General features: G+C 71.4%; 16 protein-coding genes. 6 read left to right on the top strand and 10 right to left on the bottom strand.

The window, feature by feature from the left end; genetic code table 11:
• Window positions 1-945: a prolyl aminopeptidase gene (pip, locus tag ABFJ78_RS31205; protein WP_436390130.1), complete on the top strand. Its 945-nt coding sequence runs from the start codon at window positions 1-3 to the stop codon at window positions 943-945.
• A 483-nt stretch (window positions 946-1,428) separates the two neighbouring features.
• On the opposite strand, the gene ABFJ78_RS31200 is transcribed toward pip, so the two are convergent.
• The 5 genes from ABFJ78_RS31200 to ABFJ78_RS31180 form a co-directional block, all read right to left on the bottom strand.
• Window positions 1,429-2,217, bottom strand: a complete 789-nt coding sequence (locus tag ABFJ78_RS31200) for an ABC transporter permease (RefSeq protein ID WP_436390129.1) — start codon at window positions 2,215-2,217, stop codon at window positions 1,429-1,431.
• Window positions 2,218-2,225: 8 nt separating this feature from the next.
• Window positions 2,226-3,065, bottom strand: a complete 840-nt coding sequence (locus ABFJ78_RS31195) for an ABC transporter permease (RefSeq protein ID WP_436390128.1) — start codon at window positions 3,063-3,065, stop codon at window positions 2,226-2,228.
• Window positions 3,066-3,140: 75 nt separating this feature from the next.
• Window positions 3,141-4,343: an ABC transporter substrate-binding protein gene (locus tag ABFJ78_RS31190; protein ID WP_436390127.1), complete on the bottom strand. Its 1,203-nt coding sequence runs from the start codon at window positions 4,341-4,343 to the stop codon at window positions 3,141-3,143.
• A gap of 18 nt (window positions 4,344-4,361) precedes the next feature.
• Window positions 4,362-5,501, bottom strand: coding sequence for an ABC transporter ATP-binding protein (locus ABFJ78_RS31185; RefSeq protein WP_436390126.1), 1,140 nt, complete (start codon window positions 5,499-5,501; stop codon window positions 4,362-4,364).
• Window positions 5,502-5,509: 8 nt separating this feature from the next.
• Window positions 5,510-6,931 (bottom strand): gamma-aminobutyraldehyde dehydrogenase, encoded by a 1,422-nt coding sequence (locus ABFJ78_RS31180; protein WP_436390125.1) that lies wholly within the window; start codon window positions 6,929-6,931, stop codon window positions 5,510-5,512.
• 112 nt (window positions 6,932-7,043) lie between these two features.
• Here ABFJ78_RS31180 and ABFJ78_RS31175 point away from each other — a divergent pair, with 112 nt between their 5' ends.
• Window positions 7,044-7,796 (top strand): FadR/GntR family transcriptional regulator, encoded by a 753-nt coding sequence (locus ABFJ78_RS31175; protein ID WP_436390124.1) that lies wholly within the window; start codon window positions 7,044-7,046, stop codon window positions 7,794-7,796.
• Window positions 7,797-7,912: 116 nt separating this feature from the next.
• Window positions 7,913-8,626, top strand: a complete 714-nt coding sequence (locus ABFJ78_RS31170) for a cache domain-containing protein (RefSeq protein WP_436390123.1) — start codon at window positions 7,913-7,915, stop codon at window positions 8,624-8,626.
• Here the strand turns inward: ABFJ78_RS31170 and ABFJ78_RS31165 are convergent.
• A complete protein-coding gene (locus tag ABFJ78_RS31165) occupies window positions 8,623-10,062 on the bottom strand; it encodes a PucR family transcriptional regulator (protein ID WP_436390122.1) in 1,440 nt (479 codons plus the stop codon). The two genes, ABFJ78_RS31170 and ABFJ78_RS31165, sit on opposite strands and share 4 nt — an antisense overlap.
• 103 nt (window positions 10,063-10,165) lie before the next feature.
• Between ABFJ78_RS31165 and gabT the strand changes: the two genes are divergently transcribed.
• Both gabT and ABFJ78_RS31155 read left to right on the top strand, forming a co-directional pair.
• Window positions 10,166-11,521 (top strand): 4-aminobutyrate--2-oxoglutarate transaminase, encoded by a 1,356-nt coding sequence (gene gabT / locus ABFJ78_RS31160; protein WP_436390121.1) that lies wholly within the window; start codon window positions 10,166-10,168, stop codon window positions 11,519-11,521.
• On the top strand, window positions 11,518-12,945 hold the full coding sequence (locus ABFJ78_RS31155; RefSeq protein WP_436390120.1) for an aldehyde dehydrogenase family protein: 1,428 nt from the start codon (window positions 11,518-11,520) through the stop codon (window positions 12,943-12,945). The genes gabT and ABFJ78_RS31155 overlap by 4 nt, the downstream gene beginning before the upstream one ends.
• On the opposite strand, the gene ABFJ78_RS31150 is transcribed toward ABFJ78_RS31155, so the two are convergent.
• Both ABFJ78_RS31150 and ABFJ78_RS31145 read right to left on the bottom strand, forming a co-directional pair.
• Complete coding sequence (locus tag ABFJ78_RS31150) at window positions 12,917-13,690, bottom strand: helical backbone metal receptor (protein WP_436390119.1); 774 nt, start codon at window positions 13,688-13,690, stop codon at window positions 12,917-12,919. The two genes, ABFJ78_RS31155 and ABFJ78_RS31150, sit on opposite strands and share 29 nt — an antisense overlap.
• Complete coding sequence (locus tag ABFJ78_RS31145; RefSeq protein WP_436390118.1) at window positions 13,687-15,087, bottom strand: RNB domain-containing ribonuclease; 1,401 nt, start codon at window positions 15,085-15,087, stop codon at window positions 13,687-13,689. The genes ABFJ78_RS31150 and ABFJ78_RS31145 overlap by 4 nt, the downstream gene beginning before the upstream one ends.
• 127 nt (window positions 15,088-15,214) lie before the next feature.
• Between ABFJ78_RS31145 and ABFJ78_RS31140 the strand changes: the two genes are divergently transcribed.
• Window positions 15,215-16,159 (top strand): AAA family ATPase, encoded by a 945-nt coding sequence (locus ABFJ78_RS31140; RefSeq protein ID WP_436390117.1) that lies wholly within the window; start codon window positions 15,215-15,217, stop codon window positions 16,157-16,159.
• 15 nt (window positions 16,160-16,174) lie between these two features.
• Here the strand turns inward: ABFJ78_RS31140 and ABFJ78_RS31135 are convergent, their stop codons facing one another.
• Together ABFJ78_RS31135 and ABFJ78_RS31130 are read right to left on the bottom strand one after the other, a co-directional pair.
• Window positions 16,175-16,372, bottom strand: coding sequence for a hypothetical protein (locus ABFJ78_RS31135; protein WP_436390116.1), 198 nt, complete (start codon window positions 16,370-16,372; stop codon window positions 16,175-16,177).
• Between the two features lie 31 nt (window positions 16,373-16,403).
• Window positions 16,404-19,640, bottom strand: a complete 3,237-nt coding sequence (locus ABFJ78_RS31130) for a hypothetical protein (RefSeq protein ID WP_436390115.1) — start codon at window positions 19,638-19,640, stop codon at window positions 16,404-16,406.
• Window positions 19,641-19,661: the final 21 nt, after the last annotated feature.

The raw sequence follows: 19,661 nt of genomic DNA, 5'->3' as shown, positions 1-19,661 counted from the left end.
ATGGACGAGCTGTACCCGCCGATTCCCCCGCGCGCCGAAGGGTTCCTGGACGTCGGCGACGGCCACCGGATCCGGTGCCAGGAGGCGGGCAACCCGGCCGGGAAGCCGGTGGTGGTGCTCCACGGCGGGCCCGGCAGCGGGATCGCACCGATGGCCCGGCGGCACTTCGACCCGGCGGCCTACCGGATCGTCCTGTTCGACCAGCGGGGATCCGGCCAGTCGACACCGGGAGCGGACGACCTGCGCGCGAACACGTTGTGGCACCTGGTTTCCGACATGGAGCAGCTGCGCGAGCGGCTCGGCATCGAGCGCTGGCAGCTCTTCGGCGGTTCGTGGGGCGCGACCCTCGCGCTCGCCTACGCCGAGACGCACCCTTCGCGCGTCAGCGAAATCATCCTGCGGGGTGTGTTCACCGTGCGGCAGAGCGAGCTGGACTGGATCTACCGCGGCGGGGCCGCGAACCTGTTCCCACGCGAGTGGGAGGCCTTCCTGGCGCCGATCCCGGTTTCCCTGCGGGACGACCCGCTGGCCGCGTACGCCACCCTGCTCGAGGACCCCGACGAGGAAGTCCGCCATCGGGCGGCGGTGGCGTGGAGCACCTGGGAGGGCGCGACGGTTTCCGTGCAGCCGCAGGAGTCGTTCGTCCGCCAGTACGCGAACCCGGCGTTCGCGCTGACGTTCGCGAGGCTGGCAGTCCACTACTTCCGCCACGGCGCCTGGCTGGAGGACGGCCAGCTGATCCGCGACGCGGGCAAGCTCACGGGCATCCCGGGCGTGCTGGTGCAGGGGCGCTACGACATCGTGTGCCCGCCAACCACGGCGTACGAACTGCACCGGGCCTGGCCGGGTTCGGAGCTGAAGCTCCTGGAGGGCGCCGGACACGCGGTGACCGACCCTGGGGTGCTGGCAGCCCTCCGAGCGGCAACGGACGCGTTCCGCGCGTAGCGCGACCCACAAGAGAAGCTGGGTGGTCATCCCGTCGCCTGAGGCCGTCAAATCACTTTGAGCCGGGCCCGCAACGGACTGCCCAAGGCGAGGGAGCATGCCAGGCTTGCGGGCCCGGCTCAAAGTGATAGGCCTCGTTCAGGCGACGGGACGACCACCCAGCGACCCACCCGAGAAGGTGACGAGACTCGAAAAGCCCCGGTCATCCCGGAGCCTGCCCGTCCGGCGAGGACAGTCTTTTGCTTTTTGCCGCGGCAGAGGTCTACCGCGGCTTGGCTGCCACTGCTCTCCCGCGGCTTGGCGGGTCCAACCTCCCCCGCCCTCCGTTCGGATTGTCCGTCGCCGCCCGGGTTTGTCAAGGCGGGAAAGCGTGCCTTGACAAACCCGGTCGTCGACTGAAAAGCGGCTTGGGAGGAGGGCGGGGGAGGTCTGGTGACGTCGTGGTCGGCTTGCTCTGCCGGCTTCCCGTTTACGGCTGGCTGCTCACAGCCGGCCGCCCGATGCCGTGTCGCCGGACAACCTCTGTGCCAAGTACACCGGGACCGTCGACACCACGATCAGTACCGCCGCCACCACGTTCACGATCGGTGCCTGGTTGGGGCGGAACAGGTTGTTGTAGATCCAGATCGGGAGCGTCTCCATGCCCGTGCCCAGCGTGAACGTCGTCACGATGATCTCGTCGAACGACAGCGCGAACGCCAGCAATCCCCCTGCCAGCAGCGCCGAACGCAGCATCGGGAACGTCACCAGCCGGAACGTCGTGAAGCCCGTCGCGCCCAGGTCCATCGACGCCTCCTCCAGGCTGCCGCCCATCCGGCGCAACCGCGCCACGACGTTGTTGAACACCACCACGATGCAGAACGTCGCGTGCGCGATGATCGCCGTCAGCAAGCCCAGGTTGATGCCCAAGATCGTCCGGAACGCGTTGTTCAGCGCGATGCCCGTCACGATGCCCGGCAGCGCGATCGGCAAGATGATCAGCAGCGACACCGGGTTGCGCCCGAAGAACCGGTAGCGCTGCAACGCGAACGCCGCCATCGTGCCCAGCACCAGCGCGATGGCCGTCGCCGCCAGGCCGGCCTGGACGCTCGTCCACAGCGCGTGCAGCGCCCCTTCGTTGGACGTCGCGCGGCTCCACCACTCCAGTGTGAAGCTCGACGGTGGCCAGCCGAACGTCGTGTCCGCGTTGAACGAGTTGAGCAGCACCACCACCAGCGGGAAGTAGATCACCGCCAGCCCGAGCCCCAGCGCCGTCCACAACAGCGTTCGCATGAGCGCTCCTAGAGGTTGTCGAGCGCGCCGGTGCGGCGCACCGCGGCCAAGTACACGAGCATGATCACGACCGGCACCGTGGCCACCGTCGCCGCGAACGGGAGGTTGTTGGCCGCGCCGATATTGTCGTAGACGACGTTGCCGAGCATCTGGGACGTGCCGCCGACGATCTTCACCGCGATGTAGTCGCCCAGGGACAGCGAGAACGTGAAGATCGAGCCGGCCACGATCGCCGGGAACGTCAGCGGCAGGATCACCGAGCGGAACGTCCGGAACGAGCGCGCGCCGAGGTCACCGGAAGCGTCCACAAGGGAATCCGGCAGCCGGTCGAGACCTGCGTAGATCGGCAGGATCATGTACGGCAGCCACAGGTACGACAGCGTGATTATCGTCGCCGTGACGCCGTAACCGGGCGAAATCGAGCTGAGCGCGCCGTTGCCGGACAACATCGACCGCCACGCGTACGCCTTCACCAAGTAGCTCGCCCACAGCGGGGTCATCACCGCGATCACGAGGATGCGTTGCGCCCGCGGCGAAGCGAGCTTGGCCATCGCGTACGCCATGGGGAACGCGACGACCGCGTCGATCACCGTGACCAGCGCCGCGATCCCGACCGTGCGGAAGGTGATCGTGCGGTACACCGCGTCGGTGAACAGCGTCTTGAAGTTGTCCATCGACCATTCGATGACGACCTGGCCGGTGAAACTGTCGGTGTGCCAGAACGCCGTGACGAACAGCGCGGCGAGCGCGCCCAGGTAGGCCAGGCCGAGCCAGAGCAGCGGGGCCGACAGCAGGAAACTCAGGCGCAGTTTGGGTTTCCGGTAGAAGAAGGCGGAAACGGCGGTCATCACACCTCGCAAGAACAGGTCCGGGAGCGGCGGGCGGAGTGGGGGGACACAGCCCGCCGCTCCCGGAGTCCGGGGTCAGCCCTTGATCTCGGTCCAGGCCTTCGTCCACTCGCCGTAGTCCTTGCACTTGACGTCCGTGCGGCCGTCGAGGCACTGCTGGATCGGCGTGGTCCAGTACGCGATCTTCGCCGCGTAGCCGGCGTCGTTGGCGTGGTAGGTGTCGCAGAGCGTCTTGTCGGTCATCTCCGCGCACGCCTTCGGGTTGGCCGGCGCCTCGCCGAAGTACTCGGCGACCTGGGCGTTGACCTTCGGGCTGATGATGTAGTCGAGCCACTTGTACGCGCACGTCTTGTGCGCGGACTTCGCCGCGACCATCCAGGTGTCCGACCACCCGGTCGCGCCCTCGCTCGGCACGGCCGCCTCCAGCGGCGCGCCCTCGCCCTTGGTCAGGTTGATCGTGACCTGCCAGGCGGTCCCGACGACGGCGTCGGCGTTCTTCAGGGCCTGCGACTCCTTGAGGTAGTCCGACCAGTACTCGCTCACCAGCGGCCGCTGCTGCTTGAGCAGGTTGACGGCGGCGGTGAACTGCTTGTCGTCCAGGGCGTACGGGTTCTTGATGCCCAGGTCGGGCTGGTGCGCCTGCAGGTACAGCGCGGCGTCGGCGATGTAGATCGGCGAGTCGTAGGCGATCACCTTGCCCTTGTAGGGCGAGTTCGCGTCGAACATGACCGACCACGACGCCGGTGCCGGCGTCACCTTGTCGGTGCGCCAGGTCAGCAGGTTGGCGCCCCAGCCGTGGGGGATGCCGTAGGAGACGCCGCCGACGCTGTTCCAGGACTTGTCCTTGAGGAATGGCTGGACGTCGGCGTAGTTCGGGACGAGCGCGGTGTTCACCGGCTCGGCGTCGCCGGACGCCACCAGCCGCAGCGACGCGTCACCCGAGGCGGACACGACGTCGTACTGCCCGGTTTTCATCAGCGTCACGGCTTCGTCGGACGTGCCGAACGGCTTGACGTTCACCTTGCAGCCGGTCTGCTGCTCGAACGGCGTCACCCAGTTGACCTTCGGGTCGTTCGAGCCGTTCTCCGCGTACCCCGGCCAGGCCAGCACGTTCAGCTGGCCCTCCGGCTGCCCGAGCGCCTTCAGGGCTTCGAGCTTCGGCGGGGTGAAGCCCTGCGCGCCGGGCGGCGCGGACGAACTCGTGCCCGACGTGCCACATGCAGCCAACAGCAGGCTGGCGCCGAGAATCCCGGCAAGCCGCGTCTTCCTGTTCTTCATGGCAACCCTTTCGAGGAACTACTGGCGCTTTTCGGGGGCTCCGGGTGGCGGCCCCCCCGGCCCCGGGGCGAAGCCCCGGATGTCACTGACCTGGAAGCTGTGTTCGTTTCGCCAGCTCAGGCGGACGCGCCCGTCGGCGAAAGCCGTGTCGTCGACGTTCTGCCGGACGACCGAAAGCCGCCCGCCGGCGTCGAGGGCGACGGCGTACCGCACGGTCGCCCCGGCGTAGACGACGTCGGTGACCGTGCCGGTCGCGCTGGTGTGCCCGGCCGCGGCGGGCTCGGACAGTTCGCCGTCGATGCGGATCTTCTCCGGCCGGATGCTGAACAGCCCCGGCCGCCCGATCACGGACTCGGCGCCGCGGCCGCCCAGCAGGTTGGACGTGCCGACGAACCCGGCGACGAACGCGCTGGCAGGGCGTTCGTAGACCTCTTCGGGCGTCCCGACCTGCTCGATCTTGCCGTCGTTGAACACCGCGATGCGGTCGCTCATGGTGAGGGCTTCGTCCTGGTCGTGGGTGACGAAGACGAACGTGATGCCGACGTCGCGCTGGATCTGCTTGAGCTCCAGCTGCATGGCCTGGCGCAGCTTGAGGTCGAGCGCGCCGAGCGGCTCGTCGAGCAGCAGCACCTTGGGCCGGTTGACCAGCGCGCGGGCGAGCGCGACGCGCTGGCGCTGCCCGCCGGACAGCTGCGCGGGCTTGCGCGAGCCGTAGTCCTCCAGCCGCACCGTCTTCAGCGCTTCGAGCGCGCGCTCCCGGCGTTGCTGCTTCGGGACGCGCTTGACGCGCAGGCCGTACTCGACGTTCTGCTGCACGGTCATGTGCGGGAACAGCGCGTAGTCCTGGAACACTGTGTTGACGTCGCGCTCGAACGGCGCGAGGCGGCTGACGTCCCGGCCTTCCAGCTCGATCGTGCCCTCGGTGGGCAGCTCGAAGCCGGCGATCATGCGCAGCACCGTCGTCTTGCCGGAGCCGGACGGGCCGAGCATGGAGAAGAACTCGCCGGGCGGGATGTCGAGGTCGACGCCGTCGACCGCGTGGACGTCGCCGAAGTGCTTGCGCAGCCCGGAAAGCCGGATCGCCGGGCGCGTGCTTTCCGGCGCCGCGGGCTCTTCCCGCGTCTCGGACGGTGCTTGGTTGGGCGATTGGTTCGGCACGGCGACCCTCACAGTGCGCTCATCACGTGCTTGACGCGGGTGTAGTCCTCGAGGCCGTACAGCGAGAGGTCCTTGCCGTAGCCGGACTTCTTGAACCCGCCGTGCGGCATCTCGGCCACCAGGGGGATGTGGGTGTTGATCCAGACGCAGCCGAAGTCGAGCTTCGCGGCCAGGCGCATTGCGCGCTGGTGGTCGCGGGTCCAGACCGAGGACGCGAGGCCGTACTGGACGGCGTTCGCCGACTTCAGCGCCTCGGTTTCGCCGGCGAACCGCTGGACGGTGATGACCGGGCCGAAGATTTCGTCCTGGCTCATCTCGTCGTCCTGGCGAAGCCCGGAGACGACGGTGGCCTCGTAGAAGTAGCCCTCTTCGCCGGCACGGTGTCCTCCACAGTGGACGGTCGCGTGCTCCGGCAGCCGGTCGATGAACCCGGACACTTTTTCCAGCTGGGCCGCGTTGTTGAGCGGTCCGTAGGCGACGTCTTCGTCGTCGGGCTTGCCGGTCTTCGTGTTCTCGGCCTGCCGGGCGAGTGCCGCGACGAAGGTGTCGTGGACTTCGTCGGCGACGAGCACGCGGGTGGCGGCGGTGCAGTCCTGGCCGGCGTTGAAGTACCCGGCGACGGCGATGGCTTCGGCGGCGGCTTCGAGGTCCGCGTCGGCGAAGACGATGACCGGTGCCTTGCCGCCCAGTTCGAGGTGGACGCGCTTGACGTCGTTGGCGGCACTGCGCGCGACTTCGATGCCGGCCCGGACCGAGCCGGTGATCGACACCATCGCCGGGATGTCGTGCTCGACCAGCGCGCGACCGGTGTCGCGGTCGCCGCAGACGACGTTGAACACGCCCGGCGGCAGGAACTCGCCGGCGATCTCGGCGAGCAGCAGCGTCGACGCCGGCGTCGTGTCGGACGGCTTGAGCACGACCGTGTTGCCGGCCGCGAGCGCGGGCGCGATCTTCCAGATGGCCATCAGCAGCGGGTAGTTCCACGGCGTGACCTGGGCGCACACGCCGACGGGCTCGCGGCGGACGAAGGAGGTGTGGCCCTCCATGTACTCGCCGGCGGACCGGCCTTCGAGCACGCGCGCGGCGCCCGCGAAGAAGCGGACCTGGTCCAGGATCATCGGGATCTCTTCGGCCATGGTCAGCGCGATCGGCTTGCCGGTGTTCGCGGATTCGACGCGGACGACCTCGTCGGCGCGGGCTTCGAGGGCGTCGGCGATCTTCAGCAGCGCGAGCTGGCGCTGGGCCGGCGTCGTCGCGCGCCAGGTCTCGAACGCGGTCGCGGCGACCTGGAGCGCGTTGTCGACGTCCTCGGGTCCGGCGATCGGCGCGGTGCAGTAGGGGCGCCCGGTGACCGGGTCGATGATCTCCGCCGTCCGGCCCGACTTGGACTCGACGTACGCGCCGCCGACGTAGTGCTTCAGCTCGTGCACGGTGCCTCCTGGCTGCGGTCGGGAGGCTAAAACATATAAGTCCATATGTAATAGGACAAGGGGATCAGGCAAGATTGGTGCGAACGGGTTGCCGGCGAGGCGAAGGGTCACGATGCGCAAGGGCATGTCGCACAGCGCGCGGTCCGCCATGTTCGCGCCGCTCGGCCAGGTCGGCCGGGCGGAGGCGGTGGCGGCGCGGCTGGCCGACGCCATCACGCTCGGCCTGCTCGCCGACCAGGAGCAGCTGCCGAGCGAAGCCGACCTCAGCGCGCAGTTCGGCGTCTCGACCGTGACCGTCCGGGAAGCGCTGGTGGCCTTGCGGCAGCAGGGGCTGGTCGAGACGCGGCGCGGGCGCAGCGGCGGCAGCTTCGTCCGCGCGCCGGCCAACCCTCCCCCGGACGAGTGGCGCTCGCGGTTGCGCGAGGTGTCCTTGTCGGACCTGCGCGACGTCGGCGACCACTACCTGGCGATCGCCGGTGCCGCCGCCAAGCTCGCGGCCGAACGCAGCTCGCCGGAGGACATCGCGCGGCTGCGGCTGGCGGCCGACGACCTCCGGACGGCGCACGGCATCGACTTCACGCGGGCGGAGCGGCAGTTCCACCTGGAAGTCGCGGCGGCCGCGCAGTCGCCGCGGCTGACGCACGAAGAACTCCAGCTGCAGACCGAGCGAGGCGGGCTGCTGTGGCTGCCGCTCGACCCGGGTTCGCACGCCTGCGAGGAGCACGCGGCGATCACGACGGCGATCGCGGCCGCGGACGGCGAGCTGGCCCGCAAGCTCACCGAGGAACACATCCTGGGCGCGCTCGACCGCTTGGCGGACGTGCACCTCGACCTGCTCACCCCGTACTCTGCCGATGGTGACTGACCCGGCCACAGTCACGGCCGAAGAGTTTCGCGTCAACGGTTGCGTGCTGCACAGGGGCGGCCTGCTTTTGGCCGGCTCAGTCACGCCGCCCTACTCCGCGTATCGAGGTGAGCACCGTGAACGACACCCGCACGCTGGCCGGCGACGAGATCGTCGAGCAGGTTTCGGCGCTGGTGGAAGGGGTCTTCGAACGGCTGAAGCCCCTGCTGGCGGCGGCCGAGTCGGTGCTGGCCGACGCCCCGTCCGCGGCGGGGCTGCACCGGATCCGCCCGCAGGTCATCGAGGCGCTCGGCGGCCTGGTCATCGGCGCGGGTTTCGTCAGCGCCCCGCGCGTGCTGGCCGATTCCGAGTTCGGTTTCGAGTGGTGGACTTGTTCCGCGGGCGAGCCGCCGTCCCAGCTGTTCATCAGCCTGGACCCGGCGAGCGAGAACTTCCTGGACTACACGCGCCAGTCGTGGTTCACGGTCCCCCGAGACACCGGGCGGCGGCACATCAACGGCCCGTACGTCGATTACCTGTGCACCGACGAGTACACGCTGACGTTCACGATCCCGGTGCTCCTCGGCGGCGCGTTCGCGGGAGTCGTGGGCGCGGACGTGTACGTGCGCGAGTTCGAGCGCGCGGTACGTCCCCGGCTGCGGTCGTTGGGGCGCGGGGCGGCACTGCTGAACGCGCAGGGGCGGGTGATCGTGTCCAACAGCGTGCGGCAGCCGACCGGGTCGCTGGTGCGGGAGGCCGACGTCCCGGCTTGGTGGTCCGCTGGCGCGGAACCGGGGCCGTCCTTGCGTCGTTGCGGGGACTCGCCGATGGTCCTCGTGACCGGCGGCTAGGCCTGCAGCGCCACCCAAAGCTCCGCGCGCACGCCCGGTGAGTCCAGATCCCGGCCCAGGAGTTCCCCGGCCTTGCGGATCCGGTTCCGCAGCGTGTGCCGGTGGACGCCCAGCCGCGCCGCCGCGACGTCCCAGTGGCCGTGGTGCTCCAGCCAGCAGCGCAACGACGTCTCCAAGTCTCCGCGACCGGTCGAATCGTGCTCTCGCAACGGCGTCAGCAGGCCGCGCGCGAACGCTTGCGCGACCGTCGGTTCGATCAGGGACAGCAGGCCGCGGCCCGTGTGCTCCGCCGCCGACACCAGGACCTTGCCCTCCGCCTCCGCGACCCGGCAGGCCAGTTCCGCCTGCTCCAGCCCGGTCGCGAAGTCCGATGTGGACACCGGGCCGGCCACGCCCCCGTGCAGGCCGCCGATCCGCAGCGCCGCGTCCGTCACGGCGCCGGCGGCGCCGAGCGCGACCACCGACGAGCCGTGCCGCGCGGCGAACACCGGCTCGTTCTCCAGCGCCCCGAGCAGCTTGCGCCGCGCGGCGGGCGGGCCCGCGAACACCAGCACCGACCACGGCGCGGCCGGCGCCTCGGCCCCGGAGGCGGCCAGCACCCGCAGGGCCAGCTCGGCCTGGCCGCCCACCAGCAGCTCCAGCAGCCCGGTCCGCAGCGCCTCCCGCGCCGCCGCCTGCGCGCGATCCTGTTCCAGCGCCAGGGAAAGCACCGAAACCGCCGTGTTGACGATGTGCCGCCCCGCCGTGTCCAGCGACGCCCCGACGGCGAGCACGCGGCGCGCGCTGGTGTCGAGGGTCTGCAGCACGACTTCCTGCCCGTCGAGCGCGACAACCCGCGTACCGGCGCGAAGCCGCTCCAGTTCCTCGCGCAGCGAAGCGCCATACGCGCGTGCACTCGCCGGAGCCGCTTCAGAGACGGTTGTGCGGTCGAGGAGCAGCACCCAGCCGTCGACGAGCTTCGCCAGCTTGCGCAGCACCCCCGCCGGGCCGCCCTTGCCGACCGCCGTGCGGGTCAGCTCCTGCTGGGCGTTGCCGATCCGGACCGTCGTCGCGTACTCGTCGGCCGCCACCGCCCGGGAGACCGCGCGGGTGATCGCGATGAACGGCGTCTCGCGCGGCACCTCCAGCACCGGCAGGCCGACCTCCGCCGCCGTCGCCACCAGCGAGCGCGGCACGGACTCGTGGCTCAACCCGACGCCGAAGCCGAGCCCCGCCACCCCCGCGTCCACCAGCCGGCGCACGTAGGACGGCGACGTCTCCTCGTCCAGGGCCAGCCCGGTCGTGAGCAGCAGCTCGCCGCCTTCGAGGAACGCCTGCGGGTCGGTCAGCTCCGTCGGGTGGACCCACCCGATCGGCCGGTCGAGGACGTCTTCGCCGGTCAGCACCCGCAGCCCGAGCGCGCGGTCGGCGGCCAGACCGGCCACGGTGAGTGCCATAACGGCCAATCATACGCGCCTTCTTGTACAGAACGGCCAGCTGACGACCGTCCGGTAACCGCTCATCCTGAGGACGTCCACCGACCTTCCCCAGGAGCACGCCGTGACCGCAAGCACCACCGCCGCGCCGCAGGCCCCGGCGCCCCGGCAGCGCAGGCTGCGTACCGAAATCCCCGGCCCCGCCTCGCGCGAGTTGCAGGAGCGCCGCGCGAACGCCGTCGCCGCCGGGGTCAGCTCGGTGCTGCCCGTCTACGTCACCTCGGCCAGCGGCGGCCTGCTCACCGACGCCGACGGCAACGTCCTGATCGACTTCGGCTCCGGCATCGCGGTGACCAACGTCGGGCACTCGGCGCCGGCCGTCGTCGACCGCGTCCGCAAGCAGGCCTGCTGGTTCACCCACACCTGTTTCATGGTCACGCCGTACGAGGGGTACGTCGAGGTCTGCGAGGCGCTGGCCGAACTGACGCCGGGCGACCACGCGAAGAAGTCGGTGCTGTTCAACTCCGGCGCCGAAGCCGTCGAGAACGCGGTGAAGATCGCCCGCGTCGCGACCGGGCGCCAGGCCGTCGTCGTGTTCGACCACGCGTACCACGGCCGCACCAACCTGACGATGGGCATGACCGCGAAGTCGGTGCCCTACAAGCACGGCTTCGGCCCGTTCGCGCCCGAGGTCTACCGCGTGCCGGGCTCGTACCCGTACCGCGACGGCCTGTCCGGCCCCGAAGCGGCCGCGCTGGCGATCGACCGGATCGAGAAGCAGATCGGCGGTGACCAGGTGGCCGCGGTCGTGCTGGAGCCGATCCAAGGCGAAGGCGGGTTCATCGAGCCCGCCCGCGGCTTCCTGCCCGCGATTTCCGAGTGGTGCCGCGAAAACGGCGTCGTGTTCGTCGCCGACGAGGTCCAGACGGGCTTCTGCCGCACCGGTTCCTGGTTCGCGTCCACCGACGAGGACGTGGTCCCGGACCTCATCGCGACGGCCAAGGGCATCGCGGGCGGCCTGCCGCTGTCGGCGGTCACCGGCCGCGCCGCCCTGCTCGACGCCGTCGGCCCGGGCGGTCTCGGCGGTACGTACGGCGGCAACCCGATCGCGTGCGCGGCCGCGCTGGGCTCGATCGAGACGATGAAGACGGAGAACCTCGCGGACTCGGCCAAGCGCATCGAAAACGTTGTCCTGCCACGGCTTCGCGCACTGGCTTCCGAGACCGGCGTGATCGGTGACGTCCGCGGCCGCGGCGCGATGCTGGCGGCGGAGTTCGTTCGTCCGGGAACTTCGGAGCCGGACGCCGACCTCACCAAGCGCGTCGCGGCGGCCTGCCACCGGGCCGGCGTGGTGGTGCTGACCTGCGGCACCTACGGCAACGTCGTCCGGCTCCTGCCGCCGCTGTCCCTGTCCAACGACCTGCTCGACGAGGGCCTCTCGGTCCTCGAGCACGCTGTCCGCACGGAGGCTCGCGCATGACTTTCCCCTTCTGGGTCGCCGGAAAGCCGGTGACCGGCGGTGCGACCGCCGTTGTCCGGCACTCGTTCGACGGCTCCTCCGCCGGGTCGCACTTCGTGCCGTCGGCTGCGGACGTCGAAGCCGCGGTGCAGGCGGCGCACGACGTCGCCGACGAGTTCGCGACGCTGCCCGCGCACGTCCGCGCCGGGGCGTTGGACCACGTGTCCCGTTCACTGGGTGAGCGGTCCGAAGAGATCGCGGCGCTGATCACCGCCGAGTCCGGCAAGCCGCTCAAGTGGGCACGCGGCGAGGTCGGCCGCGCGGTGTCGACGTTCCGCTGGGCCGCCGAGGAGGCCCGCCGCTTCTCGGGCGAGCTGCAGCGCCTCGACACCGACCCGGGCGGCACCGGCCGGCTGGCGCTGGTCCGCCGCGTGCCGCGCGGCCCGGTGCTGGGCATCACGCCGTTCAACTTCCCGCTGAACCTGGTGGCGCACAAGGTGGCCCCGGCGATCGCGGTGGGCGCGCCGATCGTGCTGAAGCCCGCGCCGGCGACGCCGCTGACGGCGTTGCTGCTGGGCGAAATCCTGGCTTCGACGGATCTCCCCGCCGGCTCGTGGTCCATCTTGCCGGTGGACAACGAGACGTCGTCGCGGCTGGTCGAGGATCCGAGGCTGCCGGTGGTGTCGTTCACGGGTTCGGTCCCGGTCGGCTGGGCGATCCGCGACCGCGTCCCGCGCAAGCACGTGGCTTTGGAGCTGGGTGGGAACGGCGCGGTGCTCGTCTGTCCGGATTGGCCGGACCTCGACTTCGCGGCCCAGCGGATCGCGACGTTCGCGATGTACCAGGCGGGGCAGTCGTGCATTTCGGTGCAGCGGGTGTACGCGCACGATTCCGTTTTCGACGCGTTGGCTTCGAAGGTCGTCGAGCAGGTCGCTTCGCTGCGCACCGGCGACCCGCGCGCGGACGGCGTGGACGTGGGCCCGTTGATCAACGAGGACGCGGCTGCCCGGGTTTCATCCTGGGTTTCCGACGCGGTGTCTTCGGGCGCGCGCTTGCTGACGGGCGGCGGCCGCTCGGGGGCGACGGTGGAGCCGACGGTGCTGGCGGACGTCCCGGAGGACGCGTCGGTGATGGCCGAGGAGGTGTTCGGGCCGGTGGTCTCGCTGGTCCGGGTGGCGTCGGTGGCCGAGGGGGTGGCGCGGATCAACGCGTCCCGCTTCGGACTGCAGGCGGGCGTGTTCACGCGCGACCTGCCGACGGCGTTCGAGGTGTCGGCGGCGCTTCGCGTGGGTGGCGTTCTCGTCGGTGACGTGCCGAGCTTCCGCGCCGATCAGATGCCGTACGGCGGGGTGAAGGACTCCGGGGTGGGCCGCGAGGGCCCCGCGTCGGCGATGGCGGACTTCACCGAGGAGCGGGTCACGGTTCTGACGGGATTGACGCTGTAAGAGCCTCGTGCGCCTCGACGAGTGAAGGTCCGTACCACGTGAGGTGGCGGCCCGAGACCAGGACGTACCGCGCGTCCGGGAAGTGGTCCGGGCCGTCCTCCTCCGTGAACAGGTAAGGCTCGTCCGGCAGCACCAGCAGATCCGCGTCGGCCGCGAAGTGGGCCCGCAGTTCCTCCACGTCCGGCCGCGGGTACCGCTCCGACGAACCCGCGTACACGTTCGCCACCCCCACCCGCCGCAACACGTCGCCGCCGAAGGTGTCGCGGCCCAGGACGATCCACGGCTTGCGCCACACCGGGACCACCGCGTGGAACCGGACCGGCCGGGTCTCGCGCCAGAGCTCCTCCGCCGTGACCAGCCACTCCGGCTCGTCCAGCTCGTACGCCTGCCCCAGGATCCGCCGCAGCGAGCCCAGCGCCGCCGGCACCGACGCCGCCGCGGCCATCACCCACACCGGGATCCCGTTGGCGCGCAAGCGTTCCACGTCCTCCTGGCGGTTCTCCTCGGAATTGGCCAGTACGAGGTCGGGTGCCAGGTCCAGCACCCGGTCGAGCTTCGGGTACTTCGACCCGCCCACCCGCGGGACGTCCAAATCGGACGGATGCGTGCAGTAGTCCGTCGCGCCGATCAGGCGGCCGGGCGCGCTCAGCTCGACCGCTTCGGTCAGCGACGGCACCAGCGAAACCACTCGCGATGCCGGGCCCGAAAGCGGCACCGGCTCCCCGAGATCGTCGACGAAAGTCATGCGCGTTCGAACGACACCTTCCGCTTCTCGACGTCCACCGCGGTCAGCCGCACGCCGATCCGCTCCCCCGCGGTCAGCTTCTCGCCCGCGCACTTCGCCATCACCGTCGGGTCCTCGACGAGGATCTCCGCCTTGTTCTCGTCCGCGCGCAGCACCACCGCGCTGAACTCGCCGCCGATGTGCTCGGCCAGCACCCACGCCTCGACCTGGTCGATGCACGCGCGCTCGACCTTCGCGGCGAGCGTGTCCGACGCCATCATCCGGTCCGGGACGTCCGCGAGCGCCGCCCGCACCCACTCCGGTACCTCGCGGCCGGCCGAGACGGCGAGGCAGATCTCCGTCGCGAACCGGTCGACGAGCCGCCGGATCGGCGCCGTCACGTGCGCGTACGCGCCGCCGATGCCCGCGTGCGTCGTCAACGCGGGCAGCTCGCCGTCGAACGCCGTGTAGCCCGCGCCGCGCAGCAGCCGCGTCGTGTCGGCGTAGAGCGCCATCGACGCCGGCTGCCCCGGGTCCAGCCGGGACAGGAACTCCGAAACGGTCGCGCCGGACGGCCACGCGATGCCCAGCGCGTCGGCGGACCGGCGCAGCCAGTCGACGGCCTCGGGTTCCGGGTCGGGCAGCGTGCGCAGGACGCCGACCCGCGCGTCGATCATGATCCGCGCCGCGGCCATCCCGGTGAGCAGCGAGATTTCGGCGTTCCACGCGTCGACGACGGTGCGCGGCCGGCGCGCGAGGACCCAGCCGCCGTCCGGGTTGCCGCTGATCTCCTGCTCCGGCAGCTGCAGCTCGACGGCGCCGCGCCGGACGGCCAGTTCGCGCCGTCGCCGGCCCAGTTCGGGCAGCGCGGCCACCGACGGGTGCGGGTTCCCGGCGTCGAGCGCGGCCTGGACCGTCTCGTAGTCGAACTGCTCGGTGGACCGGACCAGCGCGCGGCGCACCCGCGTCGCGGTCGGCTCGCCCGCTTCGTCGGTTTCGATGGTCCAGAGCACCGCGGGCCGGATCTCGCCGGGCAGCAGGCTCGCGGCGCCTTCGGACAGGACCGGCGGGTGCAGCGGGACGTTCCCGTCCGGCAGGTAGAGCGTCTGGCCGCGCAGGCGCGACTCGCGATCGAGCGCGCCGCCGGGCGGGACGAACGACGCCAGGTCGGCGATCGCGTAGTGCACGCGGAAGCCGTGCGCGGTCTTCTCGACGACCATCGCCTGGTCGAGGTCCTTGGCGCCGGGCGGGTCGATGGTGACGAACGGCAGGTCCGTCGCGTCTTCACGGCGTTCGGCCAGCGGGTCGAGGACCGCCGCCTCCGCCTCGGCCAGCACATCGGGCCCGAACGACTCCGGCAGCGAGAACTCGGCGCGCAGGGGGCCGAAGTCCCCGCCCGCCGAGTGTGTCCTGATCACCAGGGGAGGCACCCCCCAACCCTAACCCCGGAAGGACCGGATGATCGCCCGATCGGGCGCGGGCCGGTCGGGTGTACGTTGACCGGTAATAATGAAAACCGTCTTCATTCTCAGGAAGGGTTCTCTCGTGAAGATCGCGTTCGTCGGCAAGGGTGGCAGCGGCAAGACCACGCTGTCGTCGCTGTTCGTCGCGTACCTCGCCGACGCCGGCCTGCCGGTGCTCGCCATCGACGCCGACATCAACCAGCACCTCGCGGTGGCGCTCGGCGCGACCGAGGAGGAAGCGCTCGCCTGGCCGACGCTCGGCGACAACATGGCGCTGATCAAGGACTACCTGCGCGGCGACAACCCGCGGATCCCCGACGCGGCGTCGATGATCAAGACGACGCCGCCGGGCCGCGGGTCGCGGCTGGTCCGGCCGTTCGAGGACAACCCGGTGTTCTCGGCGTGTTTCCGGCAGCTGGGCGGCGTGCGGCTCGGCGTCACCGGGCAGTTCGACGAGGACGACCTGGGCGTCAAGTGCTACCACTCGAAAGTGGGGGCGGCCGAGCTGCTGCTCAACCACCTGGTGGACGTCGAGGGCGAGTACGTCGTGATGGACATGACCGCGGGGGCGGACGCGTTCGCGTCGGGGCTGTTCACGCGGTTCGACGTGACGTTCCTGGTGTGCGAGCCGACGGTCCGGAGCGTGGGCGTGTACCGCCAGTACGCGGACTACGCGCGCGACTACGGCGTGCGGCTGGTGGTGGTCGGCAACAAGGTGACCGACGCCGACGACGTCGAGTTCCTGCAGGACCAGGTCGGTTCGGCGTTGCTGGGGTGGATGTCGGCGTCCGGGCACGTACGCGCGGCGGAGCGCGGCGCGGCCCGGCCGATCACCGAGCTCGAGCCACGCAACTTGTCGACGCTGCGCTCGATGCACGCGGCGGTGGACGCGGAGCAGCGCGACTGGGCCCGCTACCAGCGCCAGGCGGTGGAGTTCCACCTGCGCAACGCGCGCGCCTGGGCGGGCGCGGATCTGGCTGCGCAGGTGGACCCGGAGTTCGTGCTGGGGCCGCGGTTGGCGGTCTAGTCGTCTTAGTCGTCTTTAGTCGTCGTTCCAGGCAGCGTCGGCGGCGTCGGCCTGCCGGGTCCGTTCCTTGGCGATGTCGAGCGCCCGGCGGGCGGTGGCCTCGTCGGGATAGGGGCCGAGCAGGTCGACGCTGCGGCTGCGTTCGAGGTGCTCGACCTGGTGGGTGCGGGTGTTGTAGTACCACCCCTGGTCCGGGTTCGGGTCTTTCGCCATGAACCCAGGTTCGCACCTCGGAGCCGGTTTTTCAGCGCTTGTACCGGTAGGGGATCTCGGTCGGCTGCCCGGTGGGGCCGAAGTCCTGGGGTTCCTGGGGTTCTTGTGGCTGGTCGGTGAACTCGTCGAACCACCCACGCGGGGTGCCGCGCGGCGGGGTGGCGGGCTCTTGCTGGTCTTTCGAGGGTTGCGGGAGCGGGGTGTCCGGGCCCGGGAAGACCGGGCGCGCGGTGGGTGGCGCCGGGGGCATGGTGCCGGGGCCGGGGAAGACCGGACGCGCCGGGGCGGCGTGGCGGGCCGGGAAGGGCTGAGGGGTTGATTCCGGGCCCGGGAAGACCGGTTTGGCGGGCCGGACGGGCGGAGTGGGGTTGGTCTTCCACGGCGGCGCGGCAGGTTGCTGCGGCGGGTTGCCGGGCAGCTGCTGCGGGGCGGGCGGCTGAGGCCCGGCAGGTGGCTGTTGCGGGGTGGCGTGGGGCTGTTGCGAGGCCTGCTGCGGCCCGGCCGCGGCGTGCTGCGGCGCGGCAGCCGGCTGATGCGAAGCAGGCTGCTGCGACCCCGCGGCGGCGTGCTGCGGCGCGGCAGCCGACTGCTGCGAAGCAGGCTGCTGCGGCCCCGTGGCGGGGTGCTGCGGCGCGGCAGCCGGCTGCTGGGTGGCAGGCGGCTGCGGCCCCGCGGCGGGCTGCTGCGGCGCGGCAGCCGGCTGCTGGGTGGCAGGCGGCTGCGTCCCAACGGCGGGCTGCTGCGGCGCGGCGACCGGCTGCTGCTGCGACCCGGCGGCGGGTTGCTGCGAGGTAGCAGGCGGCTGCGTCCCAATAGGCGGCTGAAGGCCTGCAGGCTGCGGCGGGGCAGGCGGCTGGAGGCCGCTGGACGGCAGCTGCGAGCCAGCCTGCGGCGGCGGCCCACTGAGCGGCTGATGCTGAGCCGCAGCGGGCGGCTGCTGAGTCGATGTGGGCGGTTGCGATTGCGGTCCGGGCACAACGGGCTGCTGATGCCCGGTCGAGTGCGACTCGACGGGCGGCGTCGGCTCGGCAATCGCCTGCGGCAGCTCCGCCGACTCAACAGGCGAATGCGACGGAACCACGGCAGGCGACTCAACAGGCGGTCGCGACTCCACCACCGACTCGGCGACCGGTGGCGGCTGATCCGCAGCCGCCGACAGCGGCTCCGAGTCGGCAGGCGGCTCGGGCTGCGCCTCCGACTCGACAGGCGATCGCCGCTGGTCCGCGGCCACCGACTCCGGCTCAGCAGGCCGCTGTGACTGCACCGGCTCGGCAGGCGATTGCGGACGGGCAGCCGCCGACTCACCAGGCGACTGCGGCTGTGCCGCCGATTCGGCAGGCGATTGCCGCTCATCCGCTGCCGCCGGCTCCGGCTCGACGGGCCGCTGTGGCGAGGCAGGCGACTCGGCGATCGGTTGCTGGTGCGCCATTTCCGGCGAATCCGGCTCCGGCTGCGCGGCCGACTCGGCAGACGATTGCCACTGCTCCGCGGCCGATGACTGCGGCTCCGACTCGGCAGGCGATTGCGATTGAGCCGCACCTGGCAACTCCGGCTGCGACTCAACCGACGGCCGCGACTCCACCGCCGATTCAGCGGGCGATCGCAGCTGATCCACGGCCGCCGACTCAGCGATCGGTTGCTGGTGAGCCGTGGCCGGCGATCCCGGCTGCGACTCGACAGGAAGTACCGGCTGCGCGACCGACTCAGCAACCGGATGCTGCTCGCCCGCGACCGCCGATTCCGGCTGCGACTCCACCGGCAGTTTCGGCTGCGCGACCGACTCAGCGACCAGACGCTGCTCGCCCGCGACCGCCGGCTCCGGACCCCGCTCAACGGGCAGTTCCGGCCGCGCCTGCGGCTCGGCGACCGGTCGCGGCTGGTCAGCAGTCGCCGACGGCGGCTCCGGCTCGGCAGACGGTTGCTGCTCGCCCGGGACCATCGGCTCAACAGGCGGCCGAGGCTGCACCGCGGATTCGGCTGGTGACTGCTGCTGAGCGACGAACGGTGATTCCGATTCATCAACCCGCCGCGGCTGCACCTCGTGCTCGGCGACCGGTTGTGGCTGGTCCCCGGCCTCCGCTTCCGGCTCCGGCTCCGGCTCCGGCTCCGGCTCCGGCTCCGGCTCCGGCTCCGGCTCCGGAGACGATTGCCGCTCATCCGCGGCCGCCGGTTCCGGCTCCACGGGCCGCGGCGACTGCACCGGCGGCTCGACAATCGCCTGCTGCTGCGCCACGCCCGGCGAAGCCGGCTCCGCCTCGACAGTCGGCCCAGACTCGGCGACCGGTTGCTGCTGCGCCACGCCCGGCGATTCCGGCTGCTGCGCCCCAACCGGCCGCTGCTCCTGCTCAGCAACCGACAACGGCTGCGGCTCAACGGCCGACTGAGACTGCAACGCCGGCTCGACAGCCGACTGCTGCGCACCACCGGCAAACGATCGCCCACCGTCGAAGGGCGGCTCGACAGCCGCAGGCGACGGTTGCGCGGAAGACGCCTGCGGCTCGTGCTCCACCGGAACCGGCGCGACAAAACGCGCCCCGGACCCAGCCGTCGACGGGACCTCGTCAACCACCTCCCCCGGCGGCGCGGAGAAAGACCGCTCCGGCGCCGCATGGCGGGGCGCTCCCGCGGGTGCAGGCGGACCCGACCGAGCCGAACTCCCCTCCTCCGCCGGCCGCCCCCACCCCCCAGAGGTCGACGGGGGTGGCTGCGGGACCGTCCGCCACACCGGTGCCGGCCCGATGTTCATCGGCGCCGGCACCTGGCCCGGCGGGGCCCCCGTAGGTGACGCCGGACGCGCCGCCGGTCGCGGGATCGGGTCCAGGCACGACACCAGCACCGACGTGTTCTCCGGGTCCTCCACCTTCCGCCCGCTGCGCTCGCGGTAGACCATCTCGCCGTCGGCGTCCATCTCGACCAGGTAGCCCGCCTCGGCCAGCTGCTCCTCGTCCAGATCCGCCAGCCGCTCGTACCGCGACGGCACCACGCGATAGATCGGCCATGCCAGCGAAGCGTGCTCGGCGTGGAACTGGGCCAGCAGCGCCGCCATCTGGTGCTGCCACGGCAGCGACATACCCTCCGCCAACGACCTCGGCAACACCACGTACCCCGGGTCCACGCCCGGGTAGCCCTGGGCCAGCTGGTCGGCCAACGGCGTGCTGGACGCGGGGCGCGCCGACTGCCTCGGCGGCTGGGGCGCGCCGAACAGCGCCGCCGGGTCCTGGGGCGAACCCGTGCCGGGCTTGCCTCGTTTGCCGAATTTGCGTCCCACGTGCTCATCCTCTGCCAGTAC

This window comes from Amycolatopsis sp. MEPSY49 (assembly GCF_051337345.1).
Taxonomy (GTDB): Bacteria; Actinomycetota; Actinomycetes; order Mycobacteriales; family Pseudonocardiaceae; genus Amycolatopsis.
This window is presented reverse-complemented; position numbering and strand designations above follow the sequence as displayed.

Bases quoted from the DNA above. Each gene is read 5' to 3' on its own strand.
- ABFJ78_RS31175 (WP_436390124.1), top strand. From the start codon at position 7,044: ATGCGCAAGGGCATGTCGCACAGCGCGCGGTCCGCCATGTTCGCGCCG.
- ABFJ78_RS31155 (WP_436390120.1), top strand. From the start codon at position 11,518: ATGACTTTCCCCTTCTGGGTCGCCGGAAAGCCGGTGACCGGCGGTGCG.
- ABFJ78_RS31190 (WP_436390127.1), bottom strand. From the start codon at position 4,343: ATGAAGAACAGGAAGACGCGGCTTGCCGGGATTCTCGGCGCCAGCCTG.
- ABFJ78_RS31165 (WP_436390122.1), bottom strand. From the start codon at position 10,062: ATGGCACTCACCGTGGCCGGTCTGGCCGCCGACCGCGCGCTCGGGCTG.
- ABFJ78_RS31195 (WP_436390128.1), bottom strand. From the start codon at position 3,065: ATGACCGCCGTTTCCGCCTTCTTCTACCGGAAACCCAAACTGCGCCTG.
- ABFJ78_RS31150 (WP_436390119.1), bottom strand. From the start codon at position 13,690: ATGACTTTCGTCGACGATCTCGGGGAGCCGGTGCCGCTTTCGGGCCCG.
- ABFJ78_RS31135 (WP_436390116.1), bottom strand. From the start codon at position 16,372: ATGGCGAAAGACCCGAACCCGGACCAGGGGTGGTACTACAACACCCGC.
- ABFJ78_RS31200 (WP_436390129.1), bottom strand. From the start codon at position 2,217: ATGCGAACGCTGTTGTGGACGGCGCTGGGGCTCGGGCTGGCGGTGATC.
- pip (WP_436390130.1), top strand. From the start codon at position 1: ATGGACGAGCTGTACCCGCCGATTCCCCCGCGCGCCGAAGGGTTCCTG.